Source organism: Vibrio penaeicida (assembly GCF_019977755.1).
Taxonomy (GTDB): Bacteria; Pseudomonadota; Gammaproteobacteria; order Enterobacterales; family Vibrionaceae; genus Vibrio; species Vibrio penaeicida.
Genome location: NZ_AP025145.1, coordinates 1,839,908 through 1,858,733, shown reverse-complemented (window position 1 = coordinate 1,858,733; position 18,826 = coordinate 1,839,908). Strand labels below are relative to the sequence as shown.

The window sequence follows — 18,826 nt, the reverse complement described above, 5'->3', positions numbered from 1 at the left end:
AGGGACCTGATTCTAGAGATCTAACTCTAGAGCTCTCTTTCTATAGTTCTATTGCGACCATCTTTTGGCTGATTAGATTCCATTTTGTTCGAAACTTAATCGAAGATTCAATCTCTGATCGCGCTTTGTCGCATTCCAATCATTTGGTGACTTCTCTTCGCCACGAACCCTGTAAACTTAAGGTCATATTAACCGATTACATGCTAGTTTTTCGGCTAAATCTGGGACCAGAATTGGCTCAGAAAGACAGAGCACGAGTAACGTGTCGGAAGAAAGGGACGAGGAAAAAACATGCAAGTCTTAATCATTGATGACGATAACCAATTTGCTGGCGCACTTGCAGATTATTTAGAGTTGAAAGGTGTTGAGTGTGATTTCGCCTATAACGGACAAAGCGGGCTCTCGCTCGCGCTACAAGGCGATACAGATGTCATCATATTGGATGTAAACATGCCCAAAATGGATGGATATGAGGTATGTAGAATGCTGCGAGAAGCGCGTATTCAAACTCCTGTATTGATGATGACCGCATACGACACGGTTGAAGATGAGCTGGAAGGCTTCCGTAGTGGTGTCGATGATTTTGTTGTAAAGCCTTGCCCGATGCCTGTTGTTTGGGCGAGATTGCAGGCGCTGTCTAAACGCACGAAGCCGAATGTCTCGAGTAACCTATCCATCGGCGATTTAGAACTCGATTTGAATACACAAGAAGCCTATCGGTCAGGAAAAAAATTGAAAATGACGCCCATCGGGTGGCGTATTCTTCATTATTTGGTTATTCAAAGCCCTAGGGTGGTCCCTAGACCTGAATTGGAAAATGCCGTTTGGCCAGATGATCCGGTAGAACCGGGGAATCTTAATGTACAGCTGAGTAATTTGAGAAAGGTTCTAGACAAACCCTTTGGTTCTCCTCTACTGCACACACGCATTAATGCTGGTATTCAGGTGAAGGTATTGGAATGAAAGCGTACTCCATATCCTTGAAAAAGGACCTGATGCAAAAGTTGGTTCTTTTCGGTTTTTTCCTTGTGATCGATATGATCATTATCGCAATGGTTCAGTATTCTCTGAGTCTTGAAAAAGTATCGAATACGGCCGCTTGGATGGATGTTCGAGCCATGGTTCGCCACTTAGAGAAAGACCCTGACTCTAGCGTAACAACGCTGTCTTCCACAAAAGTGTATCGAAGCTGGGAAATCCTTCCCGACCACATTAAAAAAACGTTTGGGTCGGCTGAGAATGTCCATGCGGAAGATGAAACTGCGATAATGAAAGAGATAAACGGTGAGGAATACCATATTTCCATCATGTCTCACCTTCTCAGTAATGGAGAATATGTCTATCTTCTTAGCCAATATCCCGTGGAAGACATTGAATGGCTTATTGAAGAGTTTGCGAATACAGTCATTGAGCAAAGTATTTGGTCGTTGATCTGTTTTTCTGCCATTTTAGTGCTTGTTGCGCTTTGGTGGATGAGAAGTATCGGCGCGCCATTTGTGCACCTTAATCGGTGGGCTTCGACATTAGGTACGCCGAAAGAAGAGCCTCGCCCTAAATATCGATTTACCGAGCTCAACGAATTGGCTAAACAGTTGGAAGATGCCATTGATCGCGTTAGCCGATTCAATGAACGTGAAACCCAGTTTTTAAGACACGCAAGCCACGAACTCCGTACACCTTTGGCAATAATGCAGGCGTCTCTCGACACCATAGATGAGCAAATCCCTCCTTCAAGACCCTTAAAGCGTGCTCGCTATGCCTTGGATAATATGCAGTCATTAACACAATCTCTGTTGTGGCTTGCAAGAGAATCAGGACAACCGTTAGACAAAACCGATCAGAATTTACGGCATTGTTGTGAACAGCTGGTGGAAGATTTAAGTTACCTCAGGCAACAAAAATCACTCACAGTTAATGTGAAAGGAGAGAGCCAGCTATCGGCCAACCCCGATCTACTTAATATTGTGCTGAGTAACCTGATTCGAAATGCCTTTCAGTACGCCGAACATGGTGAAGTTGAAATATCAGTGGGTGATGAGGCGGTGTGTATTTCAAACTCTGCGAATTACCAAGGGCGTCAATCCAGTGGTTTTGGCTTGGGATTAGAGTTGGTGAAAAGGATATGTCAAACGCAGCTGTGGCATTTCGATTTTGCTGCTAAAGACGGGATGGTGCACGTTACCGTGAAGTTCGAGAAAAAAGACATGCTATCAGCGTAGAACCACTAGATCTACAAATTGGTGCCTTGCCTGAAAACCAAGCCCTCAATCTATAGATAAGAAGCTGGTGAACCTATCACCTTGAGGTGGTTTGAGTATAGAAAGCGCGCTAAATATAGCGCGCTTTCTATTTGCCGGCTTTTTCTAAAGTGACGCAAGCACTTTGGAAGAATCTGCAATTTTTTGCTTGTTTGCACCATTGATTTCACTGATAAATTTGTGCTCATCAAATATCACTTCGCCCTTGCCATACAAGCTTTGTCTGAAAGTGTTAGCTTGGCTGAGGATAGCGTCGTTGAGTTGTATGGTTTCCGCCCACTCCCTAAATATTCTATCGAACAAAATGCCATCTTTGTTTTTTACTGCTTGAATCAGCTGCTCTATAGAATTGTCTGATTTCATGTTGATAGGTTTAGATGGCGTATATTTTGGACTGCGTTTAACGTTCCATAAAAGCGCCAACGTGGCTAACCAAAGCAGAGCGAATAGAGCCGTTAGATATGGCCAGAAGCCGCTGTCAGTAACAGTGATGGTTTGTTGTGGTAAAACTGGCTGCACGACTGGAATAGAATCACTGACTTCGCCTTCTTCTACTGTAACGGACATAGGGCTGGCGGTTGATGTTTGCTCTCGACCCGTTTCGCTATTCCACCATCGAACACTTACCGCAGGCAATTCGAATTGTCCTGTCTCCTTTGCGATCAATACCTGCTTAACGGTCATGATAATGTCGCCATTATTCCCTTGAGAGAACTGAGGCGCTTCATCGTACACACGAATTTGTGCAGGATAGGTCACCTTTAAGTTTGGCATTTGTTGCTGGCTCAAATTCTTTGCTCGGATCACTAATGTTCGTTGTATAGGAGAACCTACTTTTGTTGTGAAGGCATCAGAAGTAATGCGATTACCTTCTTCATCTTGCCAAAGCTGATCCACCATCAACGATGGTGTAGGGAGCCACGCACCTTGATACGTGGAAGGCTTCGCTTTCACCGTTAAGGTGATGGCAGGAGCACTTTTATCAAGTTGAATGAGTCGAGTACCGCTGCTTCTTGTCCCTGAGCTTTCAATGAGTGCCCCTTTTAGGCGAGGAGGGTGCAGCGTTAATGTACCTGCACGCTCAGGAATGACGTAGAACGACTGATCGACAACCGTCGCTTCCACACCATCGACAACCGATTGGTATTGGTTACTTTCACCAATCGGTTCGATAGATAATCCTTCACCAAAGGCTGACTCAATGTTGGTATTCTGCAAGCGCCGAAGATCCGCTTTGATGATCAGTCTTGCATGAAGCGTTGTACGTTCGCCTTCATACAAATCGCTTTTTTCAATATTGGCGGCGAGCTGAATGACATCATCTTGGGTACGCGCATTTCTGTCGTTAGTCACTTGAATGGCGATGGGAGCCGTTTTTGCACCGTCTATATCGAAACTTGGGATTTTCAAAATGCCCGTTTGGGTTGCGGCTAGTGCTACGGTCCACTCACTACTAACGGTCGTTTTTCCATTAACCGAATTGGTGTACGACCCAAAACTAGGTCGCCCCATGTAAAAGGCAGGCTGCAATATAGAAAAGTCGACTTTGCTGTTCGATACACGCTTATTGACTGACACTTTGAGTTGAAATACTTCATCTTTGGCGACGCTGGTTCGGCTCACTGTTGCCGTTGCAACGGCATCGTTTGCAAATGCAGTTGGTGTTGCAAGAGCCAATAAGACAGTGAAGGAGAAAAACCACCGTACGGATGATAAGAAGTTACGAATTACCATGATTGTTCAGACCTTTGAGAAGCAGGGTTTTGTCTTTCTTGTAAAATCATTTGTGCTCTAAGCAGACGGCTTGCATCCGCTTGTTGTTGGATTTGTTCCAATTGCCTAATTTGAGGATCGACCTCTTGGGTACTGCCTTGGGTTTGAGAGCCAGTGGCAATTTGGTTTGAAGTATCTTCCTCAGAATCATCGTCAGACTTACGCTCAGAACTTGCGGGTTGAGGTGAAGACTCACTTTCGTCCTCATTTTCTGAATCTTGCTTTCCTTCAGAACCTTCTTCTCTCTCAGCGCCTTGCTTTCTGTCAGAGTCTGGTTTCTGGTCAGAATCATTGGAGTCGTCGGACTCCTTGTTATCCTGAGGTGCGTTTTGCTCGCCTGTTTGGCTAGCATCGTCTGAATTTTCTGACGACCCCTTAGATTGTTGAGATTGCGACTGTTCACCGTTTTGTTGTTGCTGGCTTTGCTGATCCTGCGAGTTTTGAGAATCAGCGCTATCCTCTTGAGAAGAGGCGTTTTGCTCGTCCTGTTGTTCTTGATTCGAATCGCTTTGAGAATCCTGCTGTTGCTGTTGCTGTTGCTGTTGCTGTTGCTGTTGCTGTTGCTGTTGCTTCAGCGCTTCTTCAACAATGCTTAAATTTCGTTTTGCATCTTCGAAGTTTGGTTTTTTTTCCAAAATAGATTCATACAGGTCTCGTGCTTTCTCAAGCTCACCTTTTTGCGCCAATGCGTTGGCTAAGTTGTATTGAGCGCCTTCCGTTTGAATACCTTCAAGGCTTTCGATTGCTTTATCGTATTGTTTTGCTTCATACCAAGCTGCACCTGCCCACTCTTTCGATTCAAAGAGTTTTGCGGCCTTTTCAAAGTCTTGACTTTGGTAGGCTTGGAATCCGGCTTGATCGTCTGTTTGGAAAGGAGAGGCAAGCGCAGGTTTAGGCATTGGGAAGACGAATAGAACAATCGCAAATACAAACCCTTTGCGGAACAATCCAAGAGCTGCAATGACGAGAGCGGGCAACAACCAATAACCGTTATTAATTCGATCGCTGATTTCTTGGCTGTCGCTGTCAGAGGAAGTGGATGGCGTAATCGAAAGCGCTGAAATGGCTTCTACATCTTTACCGTCACCACGCAGCGGAGAGAATACCCCACCAGAGTGACGAGCCACTAAATTAAATCCATCAAATTCGGTTTTAGCAATTACCGTGTTTCCACTTGGAGATTTCAGCAATTCACCTTCAGGGAGTAGGATAGGTGCACCTTGTTCAGTGCCAATAGCAACGGCAGACATTCGCCAGCTGTTTCCAAGTAACTTTGTAACGCTTTTCGCCTGCGCTTCTGTCAGTTCATCGGCGAGCAATATGATGTCGCCTTTTTGGTGCCCAGCATCGCTCATTAACTTTATCGCCAATTCGACAGCCGCTACTACGTTACTGCCCTGATGCGGCATTATTTCGGGCTTTAGATCAGGGATAAGGCTCGCGAGTGTTTGGCTGTCTGTTGTTAAAGGGCTAATGGTATAGGCACCTCCGGCAAAGACGACTAAACCAGTACTGCCTTCTTTCCATTCAGGGAGGAGATCGAGCGCTTTATATTTAAGTTGTTGTAATCGATTGGGTTTGATGTCGTTGGCGTATAAAGAGCGTGACATGTCCAAAACCAATACGCGAGCATGGCTGACATTGAATGCTGGACGAGTCTGTTTTTCGAAACTCGGACCAGCGAGAGCGATACAACTGATGGACCAAAACACAAACCAGAAATGGTGTATGTAACGTGCTCGATTCTGTGAAATACCCATGGCTTGAGCAAGATGACTTGCAATCAACCCTTTAGAGGAACTCCCTTTTTTTATCCAGAAACTCAATGCAATTGCAGGGAGAATTCCTAAAAGCCAGTAAGGATTCATAAATAGAAAATCAGCCATGATTCCTCCTAAGTGATGCTAGAACCAAAGACAAAAAGAGAACGACTGAAAGCGGTAGCCAGAACCATTCGGACTTAGGGCGCCAGGTTTGGCTAGCACTTGATACGGGTTCGAGTGCGTTGATCGTGTCGTAAATGGTGGCAAGCTCATCACTGTTACGAGCGCGAAAGTATTGCCCGCCCGTCATGTCTGCAATCTGAATCAGCGTTTTCTCATCCAGATCTTCTGCTGTATTTACCACACGCTCAAATAGGAAGTCTTTGACCACCATTTCTCCTGCACCTACGCCCACGGTATAAATGGTTGCACCGTATTCTTTGGCAATTTTTGTGGCTTCTATAGGGTCTATTATTCCAGCAGTGTTGCTACCGTCGCTAAGCAGCACCATAACCCTTTGTGGGGCGTCACTGTCTATAAACGTTTTAGTCGCAAGGCCGATACCTTCACCTATCGCAGTGCTAGTTCCGATGAGCTTTAGCACAGTGCGATCAAGCTGAGATTTAACGGCTTGTCTGTCGAGAGTCAGTGGGGTTTGCAAGTAAGCGTGATCAGCAAATAAGACGAGTCCAAGCCGATCCCCTTTTCGCTTAGCCACAAATTCGCCGACCACGTTTTTAACCGCAGAGAGGCGGTCGATGTAGTCGCCATCTTCCAGCATGTCTTCTTTGCTCATGGAGTACGAAAGATCAACGACCAGCATCATATCTCGATGTTCAGGGTAAAACTCTACGGGCTCGCCGAGCCAAACTGGACGAGCGGTTGCGGTAACAAGTAATACCCAAATGCCAAGTAGCAGCAGCTTTTGACCATTTCGATTAGGCGTCTCTCCCATCTGCGTATCCGGAATACTCGGTAGCTGAATGGCTTGTGTTTCCTGCGTTTTTGGGGCAAGAAAGTACACAAGCAGGGGAAGTGGAAGCAGTAGAAATGCCCATAGCCATTCAAAGTCGATCATCTTCCCTCCTTGCTGCTCGAAGCCGAACGACGAGGTGGAAGGGCATGGTTAATCCAATATTCAATATCACTCAAAAGCTCAGTTGGTTGAGAAGTGCTACCCGATTGACTGCTGGGCATGTATAGGAGTTCATCCCAAGTACTGGCTTTGGATAGAAACCGAGGCGCTTTGAGTTGTTGATCTAGAAATGCATACCAATCTCGCCCTGAAAGCGAAGCAATGTGTGCTCTTGGAAAGTAACTCAGAGCCGCTTGACGCAATAACTGCATGCCATCCTTCGCCGACTTAATTTGCTTGAGTTTATCTTGTGCTATTCGCTTTGCGTGACGTTTTGCTCGGTATTGTTTAAAAAGTAATGCGGCACCCAATATAGCGAGAATGGCAACAATAGCCACTGCCCACCAACCCCAAGCCAAAGGCCATAGTTCAGGCTCTTGAGGCAGTTGAAGGGGTGCTAAATTAAGAGATTGAGGGCTGTTTTGCATTCTAACCTCTGTGTAATTGGTTCATCAGGTTATCGCCAGCCGAAATTTGACTAAAATGAATGCCTTGTTTCAGAAATCCATTCTTTAACATTTCTGAACGCGCGCTGAAATCCTGACGAAAACTGTGTTTGGTTTTGGAAGATGAAAAATCCACCCATCGACTTTGCTTGCCATCACTAACCGCATTTTGCCCCTTGTACCTTGTTTCCCCTTGTTCGAGAGGATCATAAAACTGAATGGCACGTAGACGATTGTGTTGAGCTATTTGGCTAAGAAGGGTGAAATCGGGTTCGCTAAACGATATGAAATCGCTCAGCAGGATGACCTCACTGCCTTTAGGGCTGAGTCTATGAAGCTCTTGCAGTGACGTAGACCAGTTGATAGATGCTGGTGATTGGTCGACGTTTTGCAACGCATGGTTATGAGCTTCTATGATAGCTTCAATAACGCTCAATACCCCTTTTGCACGCGCCATAGGTTTAACGTCGACTATCTCGTTACCCGTCGATATCACGGTGCCGAGCCTATCCCCCGCTTGAACCGTTAACCATCCGATTAGGCTTGCCATATGAGCCGCTTGAACGGATTTAAGCAACAAAGAAGAGCCAAATCGCATTTGGCTACTGAGGTCGATAAGCAAAATAACGGGCTGCTCACGCTCTTCTTCAAACAGCTTCGTATGAGCCTTTCCGGTACGAGCAGTGACTCTCCAATCGATGGAGCGAATATCATCCCCGGCTTGGTACTGGCGAACTTCAGAAAAATTCATTCCACGACCTTTACTGCGGCTTTGATGACTGCCACTGAGTTGAGACCACAAGCTTTTCGCAGGGGGAAGCCATTTTGCAGTCTGACTTTTGTAATAGAGCAGCTCTTCAATGGAAAGAAAAGCGCCATTGGCGTAAGGGGGCATGTTGGACATAGTGAACTCTTACGCGCTGCCGACCAGTGAAAGAATGGTTTTGACGGCATGATTGGCACTAATGCCTTGTGCTTGTGCAGAATAACTTAACAGCATTCTGTGTCTCAGTACTGGATAAGCCATCGCTTGTACATCCTCTGGTGACACAAAGTCACGACCGCTAAGCCAAGCGTGAGCGCGAGCCGCTCTGTCTAGAGCGATAGTAGCACGCGGGCTCACTCCCATTTCTAGCCACTGAGCAAGTTCATCACTGTATTGACTCGGCTGGCGTGTCGCCATCACCAAACGAATGATGTATTGCTCTATGGATTCTTCCATATGCAAGCTAAGGGCTTCTTTACGTGCGGCAAAGATATCTCGTTGGCTGATTGTGACTCGTTCTGTTTTCTCGTCGCTCAGCGCTTCACCACGGTTTAGACGAAGGATAGCCAATTCGCTTTCAGCATCAGGGTAATCCACTTCAAGGTGCAGTAGGAAACGATCCAGCTGAGCCTCAGGCAGCGGGTATGTCCCTTCTTGCTCGATTGGATTTTGCGTCGCAATGACTAAAAAGAGTTCCGGTAGCGAATAGGTTTGGCTGCCAGCGGTTACTTGTCCTTCTGCCATGGCTTCAAGCATAGCTGCTTGGACTTTGGCTGGTGCTCGGTTTATTTCGTCAGCAAGAATCAGTGAATGGAATATGGGACCTTTTTGAAAGGTAAACGACCCATTTTCTGGGCGATAGATATCCGTGCCCGTGAGATCGGCTGGCAGTAAGTCTGGCGTGAACTGAACTCGGTGAAAATCACTTTCAATACAGTCGGCTAAACATTTTACGGCGCGCGTTTTAGCCAACCCTGGCGGTCCTTCTACCAAAATGTGACCGTCTGCCAGTAAAGCGACAAGAATTTGCTTTACCAGCTCACTTTGTCCGATGACCTGTGAGTTTAAATGCGTCTGCAATTGTTGAAATAAGTTCACTTGCATGCGTTGAAAGGCTCCAAATTACAAATTAGTCGACAAGTCCGACTCATAAATTCTTAAAAAGTTCAGCAACAAGATATTGGTTCGTTTAGAAAAATCAAGACACTGTGTGCAATTTCTTAAAATGCTTACAAGTTATTTGTAATAAAGTCAGTAAAGGTTCTGTATACTCTGCCGATACGTTACAAACTGTTACCTCCTCCGTCTCAAATTGTATTGACAAGATCAAGAGTACTGGAGACTCCTCCTACCAAAGTTTTTTAAAAAGGCAATCGTATGTTCGGTTCTCTGTCTATGAACATTAAGCAAAAGATCGTAATTGGCATGGCATTCGCGGTATTGGCTTCCACCAGTATTGTTGGCTTTATGGCTCAAAACCAAGCTCGTGATGTATTGGAGCATCGTTTGGTTGAAATTGAACTTCCTTCCATGCTTAACCTCGTCAGCTCTGAAGTCGATCAAGAAGTGACTCAGCTTCTTTCTGCTGCGGAGCAAATTGCAAACAACACGTTTATTCAGCAAGCTGTTAGCTCTACAGAGCGCGATCCAGCTACGGAAAAAATGTTGATTGACCAACTGAATAATGTTCGTAACCAATACAAATTGAATGATGCGTCAGTTGCCAATCGTGACACCGCTTACTATTGGAATCAGAATGGCTTTTTGCGCCAATTAAATCGTCAGCAAGATGGTTGGTTTTTTGGTTTTACTTCATCAGGTCAGGAAACCATGGTGAGTGTATTTACCGAATCGACAGGCGAAGTGAAAATGTTCGCCAACTATCAGATTGTATCTGGTAAGACTATGTCTGGTCTTTCTAAATCTTTAAACGATATGGTTTCTCTATTGAATAGCTTTCAGATAGAGCAATCGGGTTTTGTCTTTTTAACCGATTCGTCGGGAAAGGTTCAGATTCATAAGCAATCGTCAAAATCGGACTCTGATCTCGCGGGTATTTATGGCTCTGAAGCTTCAGCGCTTTTAAATAAATCGGGTTATAACATCGTTCGTGCGCAATATGACGGTAAAGATGTATTCGTTGTAAGCCAATATGTGGCATCGATGGATTGGTTTATTGTGGCGCAAGTCCCTGTAGAAGAGGTGTTTGCAGAGCTCGATTCTACTGCGCAAAAAATGATGTTGACCACCCTAATTGTCGCATTAATTTTTGTTGTATTAAGCTTGATTCTCGCGAGTAGCATTACCAAACCTATTAATGTGATTGCGGAGCGCTTCCGCCAGCTAGGTGAAGGGGACGGCAACTTAGCACAACGCATAGAAATCAATGGTAATGATGAGATTGCAAAGCTTTCTCAGGGCTTTAATGGCTTTATCGAAAAGATTCATAACTCTGTAAAAGAGGTTGCAGCAACCAGTAATGCTTTACAGATTGCAGCGGAAGGCGTGGCTGAGAAATCTCATATTACGCACGACAACAGTCAAAATCAGCGTGACCAGACCATTCAAGTGGTGACTGCTATCAACCAAATGGGTGCCACGATCAGTGAAATTGCGTCCAATGCGGCAACGGCAGCGGAAACGGCAAGTGGTGCAGAGTCGAATACCGAAGATGGCCGCGGTGTTGTGTTCCGCGCTAAAGATGCAATTAGCCGATTAGCATCTGATATTGATCATATTGGTGGCGTCGTACAGAAACTGGCGGGTACCACACAAGACATTGGCTCAATACTGGATGTTATTCGCGATATATCCGAGCAAACTAACTTGTTGGCGTTAAATGCAGCCATTGAAGCAGCGCGTGCTGGAGAGCAAGGACGAGGTTTTGCTGTTGTTGCCGATGAAGTACGAAACCTTGCAAGTCGTACCGCTGATTCGACAGAAGAAATTCAGAAAATGATTAACCAACTTCAAGCGGATGCTCAAGATGCGGTTTCTGCTATGGAAGCTGGTCAAGAAGTGACGATGGAAGGGGTGGAATCGACCGACCAAGCTGTAGAAGTACTTGGACGCATTTCAGAAAGCATAAGCGATATTTCTGACCGTAATACCCAAGTAGCAACAGCTACTGAAGAGCAGTCTACGGTGGTGCATACCATCAATGAAAACATTGAAGAGATCAATGCAATTAATGAGCTTACTACAGGCACTGCACAAGAGCTTGCGGATGCGAGTGCAGAGCTACAGTCGCTATCTAAACGTTTGGATGCAATGGTTAGCAACTTTAAGCTCTAAGGGCTGAGCTTTCATTTCTGCTGGAATCCACGGTGATGAATAGTTAGAATTTAGGAAATTATTTTTAAGGTAGTACGTTATGAGTGATTTCGAAAAAGATCTTGCTGAAATGACTGAAGAAGTCGTCAGTGAGCCTGAAGTAAAGCTTCCTTCTTTGGAAGAGCAACGAGAAATTGTCGCCAAATTAAAAGAACTTGAAGCGGAAGGGAAGCTGACTCCAGAAATCATGGAAGAGTACTTCGGCAAGTTTTCTGAGAAAGGCATCAAGCCCGTACATTAGAAATGCTTCTAACGTGGGATTATAGAGAATAATAGCGCCTATTCAGGCGCTTTTTTTATACCCAAATAACCTCATCTTTGGGAGCCCTGATTCCTGTACCTTGAGATAGCGTGAGTATATTGCTTTGAGACTTCTCCAATATATAACAGTACGATCGACCATTTATTTGAACCGGGTTCACCAATGTGAACCTGAGTTTTGCATGTTCCCTCAAATTTCTATTAATTGATATTAAAATCAATACCAATATAACCACTTAAAGTGGATAATGTTATTATAAATAGGCAAGACATCATTCTAAATAATAAAGATTTAAGTGATGTTTAGAATTAAATATATTCAAGGTTTAGTGATTTCGGTCACTTTATTAATGGGTTCTTCATTCGATAAATTTATTCGAACACAATTCGAAATATAGAATAAAAGGCGTTTCTCATAAGTGAGACTTCTTTTTAATCAATAAGTTAGATATTGTATTAATACGCATTTTGTTGTATTTGAAGTGTGTACCTTGACATTACCGTTTATATTTATAACGTATACAGCTCAACTCGGTTGGCAAAATAATTAAAAGGAACACTGTGGTGTTTACTCTAATAACAAATAACACAATGCAATCACAGCTACTTCAGCGGTCTTTAGAAGAAAAATTACACATATATGTGAAGGTTTTACAGCTCGATTCGATATTAGAAGGTCGAGAGTTAGGTTTATCTATCGAGACAGATAATTTTGTTGTTATTGACATGAGTGCTATTAATTCTGGTTTTTTACCAAAATATTTGCAGTACAAAAATCGCTACTTTCCGCAAAGCCAAGAGGTTTTACTGAATTGTGAGAAAGACATCGATTCAAGAAAACTGTTGGATTGGACGAGTTTGGTGGGCGTGTTCTATGTGGATGATGATATTGATACGCTCTCAAAAGGTATGAATGCTATTCAAAATGGCGAGATGTGGTTAAGCCGCAAGTTGGCTCAAGAATACATCATGTATTATCGACAGCGCCAAAAGAGCACCACTAACGCGCTTTATTCAAAACTGACTCGCCGTGAGCAACAGATCATTCGACATTTGGCTAAGGGTGCAACGAACACAGAAATCGCCGACAAATTGTTTGTTAGTGAAAATACGGTCAAAACGCATCTGCATAATTTATTTAAGAAAATTCACGCAAAAAATCGTCTTCAAGCCTTGATTTGGGCAAAAGAAAACATCAGCCAAGAAGAACTTGTTTAACGACTTTGCTCCTCCCACAAAAAGTTGGACTATGATTGTAATATGGTTTACCTAAGTGCTTTTGCTTGGGCGTTATAGCCCAAATAAAAGCAAACCAATAAAGGTACTTAGGAAGAGAGTGGATTTATGGGGAGCACAGCAATGGCTGACAAAGAGCATAAAACGAATATTGATGATAAAGCTCTCGATCGAAATAAAGATTTGAATTGGATGGATAAAATTGAATCATTGATTTTGCATCTTGAACAATCTAACCAAACGCTTCATGAGGAAGTGTATAACCGGATAAAGTGGTCTGATACTTCGAGTTAGCTGTTCCACAGCCAACAGCCCACCTTGCATTGTAGCTACTACGGCTTCTATGTCCCCCTAGAAGCCATATTGTTTTAAACACCTTTCTCTTTGTACAAACGCTGGCATGCGCTTCCATCTTTGTGGAACAAGTGGCATCGATGAGCGGGAATTCCGACGGCAAACGGTTGGTTGGGTTCTACCTCTATGGTATCTGGTGCCCTGTAAATGACTTGCGTGTCTGAGTCATTCAAGCTCAGGTAAATTTGCGTTTCATTGCCTAGTTTTTCAACCGCTTGAACCGTTCCATTTATAATATGGTCCGATGCCGAATGTTCAACAAGGTGTTCTGGTCTTATGCCTAATGCCATTTTTTCGCCAGAGCTCACCGTGGATCCATCGACTTGAATCCAAAATGCTTGATTGCCCTCTGTTTGAACCAAAACTTGATCTGATTCGACCTTTTCTATTTTTACATCAATAAAGTTCATCTTTGGTGAACCGATGAATCCAGCGACAAATTGATTTTTAGGGTAATGGTAAAGCTCTAAAGGTTTTCCTATCTGAGAAACATAACCGGCATCCAAAACCACAATCTTATCTGCCATTGTCATGGCTTCAACTTGATCGTGGGTTACGTAGATCATTGTGCAGCCAAGCTGGCGTTGCAATTTAGTGATCTCACTGCGCATTTGGACTCTTAGGGCCGCATCCAGATTAGAAAGTGGTTCATCTAACAGAAAAACGTCTGGCTGCGAAACCAGTGTACGCCCTATAGCCACGCGTTGACGTTGACCACCAGACAAAGCTTTAGGCTGGCGTTGGAGCAATGGGGTTAATTGCAAAATGTCGGCGGCTTCAGTAACTCGCTTCTTTATTTCGTTTTTATTGGCTTTAGCCAATTTGAGGCCAAATGACATGTTGTCGAACAAATTGAGGTGAGGGTAAAGAGCATAAGATTGAAAGACCATGCCCACTCCTCGCTTGGATGGCTCAATATCGTTCATTCTTGTTTCACCAATGTAGAGATCGCCCGATGTAATATCTTCAAGCCCCGCGATACATCGAAGTAGAGTCGATTTTCCACAGCCTGAAGGTCCTACGAATACGACAAACTCTCCCTGCTCGACTTCTAAGTCGATGTTTTTTGAGATAAGTGTGTCGCCATAAGCTTTTGACACGTTTTTAAGCGTAACGCTCGCCATATCGCTTTCCTTAGATTAACCTTTTGAGCTATAAAGATTTTTCGAGATTAGAGGGTTTTTAAAATATCAAAGACCTCTAGAAGCCTCAAAAATAATTGTGCTTTATAATGACCGATTGCAAAACTAAATGGGTCATCCTAAGCAAGTGAGGCATGGGGGGAGTAGTTAAGGAGGAGACCCCGAGTACAATCAACAACCTCTAACGTGCCTATAAGTTAGTGGGCGAGGTGGAAGTCACAAAATCGTCATATTTTGTGATCTGGAGTTATTGATAAATACAATGACGGTCACGAAACGTCAGCGTCTGTGGTAAGGCGTAGCATTTAGGATGATGATGTTTCCCTGTCGTTCTATCATCATTATCTGCGTATCTCTACATATTAAAAAGGATAACAATATGAATGCTCCAGTACGTGCATTTGCGCTTTGCACCCTAGCGTCTCTTGGATCTTTCGCTGCAAATGCGGCCATTGAAGAAGGGCAGTTAACGATTTGGATTAACGGTGATAAGGGCTATAACGGGTTAGCCCAAGTGGGCAAGCAGTTTGAAGAGGACACTGGTATCAAGGTGACGGTAGCGCACCCCGATTCTTTGCAAGACAAGTTTCCACAAACCGCATCTACTGGAGATGGACCCGATATTGTTTTTTGGGCACACGACCGTTTTGGTGGCTACGCAGAATCGGGTTTATTAGTTGAAGTGAACCCTTCCAAGGAAATCAAAGAAGGCATTGTCGATTTTGCATGGGACGCAGTGACCTATAAAGGCAAATTCATTGGTTACCCCGTCGCTGTTGAATCTTTATCTCTTATTTACAACAAAGACTTAGTGCCGAACCCTCCGCAAAACTGGGAAGAGATGGAAGCACTCAATGCAAAACTAAAGAAAGACGGAAAATCAGCCATTATGTGGAACCTAAAAGAACCGTATTTCACATGGCCACTCATGGCTGCGGATGGTGGTTATGCATTTAAGAGTAAAGTAGGTGGCTACGACGTAAAAGACGCTGGCATCAATAAAGAAGGTGTCGCGGCTGCAATGAATTTCGTTAAATCACTGGCTGATAAAGGTGTAATTTCTCCAGATATGGATTATTCGGTGTCGGAGTCTGAGTTCAACAAAGGCAACGTTGCGATGACAATTAATGGACCTTGGGCTTGGGGAAATATAGAGAAATCGGGCATTAATTACGGGGTAGCGACACTTCCGAAGTTCAATGGTCAGCCATCCAAGCCGTTTGTCGGTGTATTAACCGCAGGCATTAGCACGGTTTCTCCAAACAAGGATTTGGCGGTTGAGTTTATTGAAAGCTACTTACTGACAAACGAAGGCTTGCGCACCATCAATGACGACAAGCCTTTGGGGGCTGTCGCATTAAACACCTTCCAACAAGAGATTGCGAAAGACACGCGGATAGCAGCGACGATGATCAATGCGCAAAATGGGGAAGTGATGCCTAATATTCCTCAAATGAATGCTTTCTGGAGCTCGGCAAAAAATGCCGTCATTAACATTGTCGATGGTCGTCAGGGGGTAGAAGCCGCGTTAAACGACGCTGAAAAGCAAATGACTAAATAACCAGACAGATTGCTCTAAATCTCAGGTTACTTTCTGTTATTGCGCGCCCGTGATCTTATTTGCGCCACTTTACCTATTCAGTGGTGCGAATTCATTTTTCTTTGCTGCATTGCGAGTCTTTATATGCCGTCATTTTCTAATACTGAATCGTTAAGCGAAACGGTATCCTCACCTTCATTCTCAGCACGACTTATCATCAAATGGTTGGTGTTGGGAGGGATTTCTTTGGTTAACGGTTACGTTAGTATTCTAATGTATGCTCAAGGTGAGTTTGCTTTTGCGATACTCACAGTTGTGTTAACCGCGCTTGCCGTCGCAATCTTTGGTAGTAAGAAAACCTACGCGCATCGATATATCTACCCAGGCATTGCGGGGATGATTTTGTTTGTCGTGTTTCCGTTGGTTTATACCGTTGGTTTAGCATTGACGAATTACAGTGCAAAGAACCAACTTTCATTCGAACGAGCTCAGTCTGTTCTGCTTGGTCAAACTTTTCAAAGCGGAGAGAACTACCCGTTTCAACTGCACAGCTCTGAGAACGGTTTCCGGATATTTATTAATCAGTCGGGGAAGTGGGCGGTATCTCCAGTCATTGAGTTTGACAACATAACATCGACCACAATCCCAATGTCTTCTGTTGCTAACCCTATAGGTAGCAAAGAAAAAATGAAAACCGTCATAAAGCACCGTAAGACACTCTCTACACTCAGTCTCGCGCTGCCAAATGGTGACGAAGTGACAATGAACGGATTGAGGAAATTTGGTTCCGTTCGGCCTAAGTATCATCTGCTTGAAGACAGGCGAACACTGGTTAACCAAGAAACCCAACAAATATTTAAGCCCAACGACGACATTGGCTACTATCAAGCGTTTTCAAACGGCAAGTTTCAAGGCGACCCCATTTCTCCAGGATATGTTGTGAACATAGGAACCGACAACTTTGAACGTGTTTGGAAAGATGAGGGAATCAAAGAACCGTTCATCAATATCTTCATATGGACGATAGTGTTTTCGGTTTGTACGGTGGTGTTCACCCTGTTTATTGGCTTGATATTAGCGAGCGTTGTTCAGTGGGAGGCATTAAGGGGGAGAGCCGTTTACAGAGTTATGCTGATCCTTCCTTATGCGGTCCCGTCTTTCATTTCTATCCTCATCTTTAAAGGGTTATTTAACCAAAGCTTCGGTGAGATAAACATGGTGTTGAATGCACTTTTTGGGATCAGCCCGACTTGGTTCTCCGATCCCATTTTAGCCAAAACCATGGTGCTAGTTGTAAACACATGGTTGGGCTTCCCGTATATGATGATTTTATGCATGGGGCTATTAAAAGCGATTCCTAATGATTTGTATGAGGCCTCTGCTATTGATGGTGCTGGTCCCATAAAAAACTTCGTCCACATAACGCTGCCGCTGATGATGCGACCACTAACACCGTTACTCATTGCGACTTTTGCATTCAATTTTAATAACTTCGTTATGATCATGTTGCTCACAGAAGGTGGACCAAACCGTATCGGAACATCGGAGCCCGCGGGTTATACCGACTTGTTAGTGAGCTATACCTACCGAATCGCGTTTGAAGGCTCTGGCGGACAAGACTTTGGTCTTGCCAGTGCAATAGCAACGCTGATTTTCTTACTAGTGGGTGGGCTGGCTCTCCTTAATCTTAAATTTACCAAACTGTCTGAGCGTTAGGAGTAGAATTATGCCAATGGTACAAGGACAATCGCTGAAATACAGAGTTTGGGCAACGCATATTGCGCTTTGGTTTTTTCTGGTGTTGATTTTATTTCCATTAGTTATGGTTATTGCGATCTCTTTACGAGAAGGCAATTTTGCAACGGGGGAAATCATTCCTTCAAGCCCATCTCTAGAGCATTGGAAGTTGGCGCTTGGGTTTACAGTTACTCATGCTGATGGCTCTGTGACGCCGCCTCCATTCCCTGTTTTATTGTGGCTATGGAATTCAGTTAAGGTGGCCGCAATCAGCTCGGTGCTTATTGTGGCGTTGTCGACGACATCTGCTTATGCGTTTGCAAGGCTAAGATTTGGTGGGAAAACAACCTTATTGAAAGCAATGATGATCTTTCAGATGTTTCCTGCTGTACTGGCTCTGGTGGCATTGTATGCCTTGTTTGATAGGTTAGGGCAGTACATTCCATTTGTGGGTCTAAATACGCATGGTGGGCTAATTTTTTCCTATCTGGGCGGTATTACCTTGCATGTTTGGACGATTAAAGGCTATTTCGAAACAATTGACTCATCACTGGAAGAAGCAGCAGCCTTAGATGGTGCGACACCATGGCAAGCTTTCAGATTGGTTTTACTGCCCCTTTCTGTGCCTATTCTTGCCGTTGTATTTATTTTGGCATTCATAGCGGCAATTACAGAAGTTCCTGTCGCATCCTTGCTACTTTCTGATGTTGATACCTATACTTTAGCTGTTGGTATGCAACAGTACTTATACCCACAAAATTATCTATGGGGAGATTTCGCTGCTGCGGCGGTTTTATCTGCTATTCCGATAACTATCGTGTTCTTACTGGCGCAAAGATGGCTTATTGGAGGATTGACAGCGGGAGGAGTTAAAGGATAATAGGAGTTCGTGAATTATTCACGAATATAATAATCTGTGTACTATCAACGTATTGGTTTGGCCGCTGATCAGTTGATTTAAGTACGCTGCAAATTACTTGGTTACGCATAGCTGGCTGTTAGCTGAGTTCCTTACATATTTGTCTAACAGTTTTTGTAACGATAGCCCGAGCTCTGAGCTTGGGCTTTTTATTGCAAAAACT

At 44.1% G+C, this 18,826-nt stretch carries 16 protein-coding genes; 9 read left to right on the top strand and 7 right to left on the bottom strand.

Translation table 11 applies throughout. The features are described from left to right. Positions 1–291 precede the first annotated feature (291 nt). Positions 292–963: a response regulator transcription factor gene (locus LDO37_RS26655; protein ID WP_101111509.1), complete on the top strand. Its 672-nt coding sequence runs from the start codon at positions 292–294 to the stop codon at positions 961–963. A 32-nt stretch (positions 964–995) separates the two neighbouring features. Continuing rightward, positions 996–2,219: a sensor histidine kinase gene (locus tag LDO37_RS26650; protein ID WP_185829915.1), complete on the top strand. Its 1,224-nt coding sequence runs from the start codon at positions 996–998 to the stop codon at positions 2,217–2,219. A 144-nt stretch (positions 2,220–2,363) separates the two neighbouring features. Here the strand turns inward: LDO37_RS26650 and LDO37_RS26645 are convergent, their stop codons facing one another. Genes LDO37_RS26645 through LDO37_RS26620 form a run of 6 tightly spaced genes read right to left on the bottom strand, consistent with a single transcriptional unit; the run spans position 2,364 to position 9,245 of the window. Next, the gene (locus LDO37_RS26645) at positions 2,364–3,992 is read right to left on the bottom strand and encodes a BatD family protein (protein WP_126609403.1); all 1,629 of its coding nucleotides are present in this window, start codon (positions 3,990–3,992) and stop codon (positions 2,364–2,366) included. Next, the gene (locus LDO37_RS26640) at positions 3,986–5,917 is read right to left on the bottom strand and encodes a VWA domain-containing protein (protein ID WP_126609404.1); all 1,932 of its coding nucleotides are present in this window, start codon (positions 5,915–5,917) and stop codon (positions 3,986–3,988) included. The genes LDO37_RS26645 and LDO37_RS26640 overlap by 7 nt, the downstream gene beginning before the upstream one ends. Then, on the bottom strand, positions 5,910–6,872 hold the full coding sequence (locus LDO37_RS26635; RefSeq protein ID WP_104402807.1) for a vWA domain-containing protein: 963 nt from the start codon (positions 6,870–6,872) through the stop codon (positions 5,910–5,912). The genes LDO37_RS26640 and LDO37_RS26635 overlap by 8 nt, the downstream gene beginning before the upstream one ends. Next, positions 6,869–7,357: a DUF4381 domain-containing protein gene (locus tag LDO37_RS26630; protein ID WP_126609405.1), complete on the bottom strand. Its 489-nt coding sequence runs from the start codon at positions 7,355–7,357 to the stop codon at positions 6,869–6,871. The genes LDO37_RS26635 and LDO37_RS26630 overlap by 4 nt, the downstream gene beginning before the upstream one ends. Before the next feature lies 1 nt (position 7,358). Continuing rightward, positions 7,359–8,279 carry a DUF58 domain-containing protein gene (locus LDO37_RS26625; protein ID WP_126609406.1) on the bottom strand — a complete coding sequence of 307 codons (921 nt, stop codon included), beginning with the start codon at positions 8,277–8,279 and terminating at the stop codon, positions 7,359–7,361. A 9-nt stretch (positions 8,280–8,288) separates the two neighbouring features. Continuing rightward, positions 8,289–9,245 (bottom strand): AAA family ATPase, encoded by a 957-nt coding sequence (locus LDO37_RS26620; protein ID WP_126609407.1) that lies wholly within the window; start codon positions 9,243–9,245, stop codon positions 8,289–8,291. A gap of 273 nt (positions 9,246–9,518) precedes the next feature. On the opposite strand from LDO37_RS26620, the gene LDO37_RS26615 reads away from it, so the two are divergent. The 4 genes from LDO37_RS26615 (at position 9,519) to LDO37_RS26600 (ending at position 13,265) form a co-directional block, all read left to right on the top strand. Beyond that, complete coding sequence (locus LDO37_RS26615) at positions 9,519–11,435, top strand: methyl-accepting chemotaxis protein (protein ID WP_126609408.1); 1,917 nt, start codon at positions 9,519–9,521, stop codon at positions 11,433–11,435. Between the two features lie 79 nt (positions 11,436–11,514). Further along, positions 11,515–11,715 (top strand): restriction endonuclease subunit S, encoded by a 201-nt coding sequence (locus LDO37_RS26610; protein ID WP_126609409.1) that lies wholly within the window; start codon positions 11,515–11,517, stop codon positions 11,713–11,715. A 584-nt stretch (positions 11,716–12,299) separates the two neighbouring features. After that, positions 12,300–12,953, top strand: coding sequence for a LuxR C-terminal-related transcriptional regulator (locus LDO37_RS26605; RefSeq protein ID WP_325050018.1), 654 nt, complete (start codon positions 12,300–12,302; stop codon positions 12,951–12,953). A gap of 141 nt (positions 12,954–13,094) precedes the next feature. Next, positions 13,095–13,265 (top strand): hypothetical protein, encoded by a 171-nt coding sequence (locus tag LDO37_RS26600; protein WP_185829862.1) that lies wholly within the window; start codon positions 13,095–13,097, stop codon positions 13,263–13,265. Between the two features lie 74 nt (positions 13,266–13,339). Here the strand turns inward: LDO37_RS26600 and malK are convergent, their stop codons facing one another. Continuing rightward, entirely contained in the window at positions 13,340–14,449 is a 1,110-nt protein-coding gene (gene malK, locus LDO37_RS26595) for a maltose/maltodextrin ABC transporter ATP-binding protein MalK (protein ID WP_126608613.1), read from the bottom strand. Between the two features lie 397 nt (positions 14,450–14,846). Between malK and malE the strand changes: the two genes are divergently transcribed. The 3 genes from malE to malG all read left to right on the top strand — a co-directional run bounded on the left by malE (position 14,847) and on the right by malG (position 18,624). After that, positions 14,847–16,028 (top strand): maltose/maltodextrin ABC transporter substrate-binding protein MalE, encoded by a 1,182-nt coding sequence (gene malE / locus LDO37_RS26590; protein WP_126608612.1) that lies wholly within the window; start codon positions 14,847–14,849, stop codon positions 16,026–16,028. A 123-nt stretch (positions 16,029–16,151) separates the two neighbouring features. Beyond that, positions 16,152–17,723 (top strand): maltose ABC transporter permease MalF, encoded by a 1,572-nt coding sequence (malF, locus tag LDO37_RS26585; RefSeq protein ID WP_126608611.1) that lies wholly within the window; start codon positions 16,152–16,154, stop codon positions 17,721–17,723. A 10-nt stretch (positions 17,724–17,733) separates the two neighbouring features. Further along, entirely contained in the window at positions 17,734–18,624 is an 891-nt protein-coding gene (gene malG / locus LDO37_RS26580) for a maltose ABC transporter permease MalG (protein WP_126608610.1), read from the top strand. The last annotated feature ends 202 nt before the right edge of the window (positions 18,625–18,826 follow it).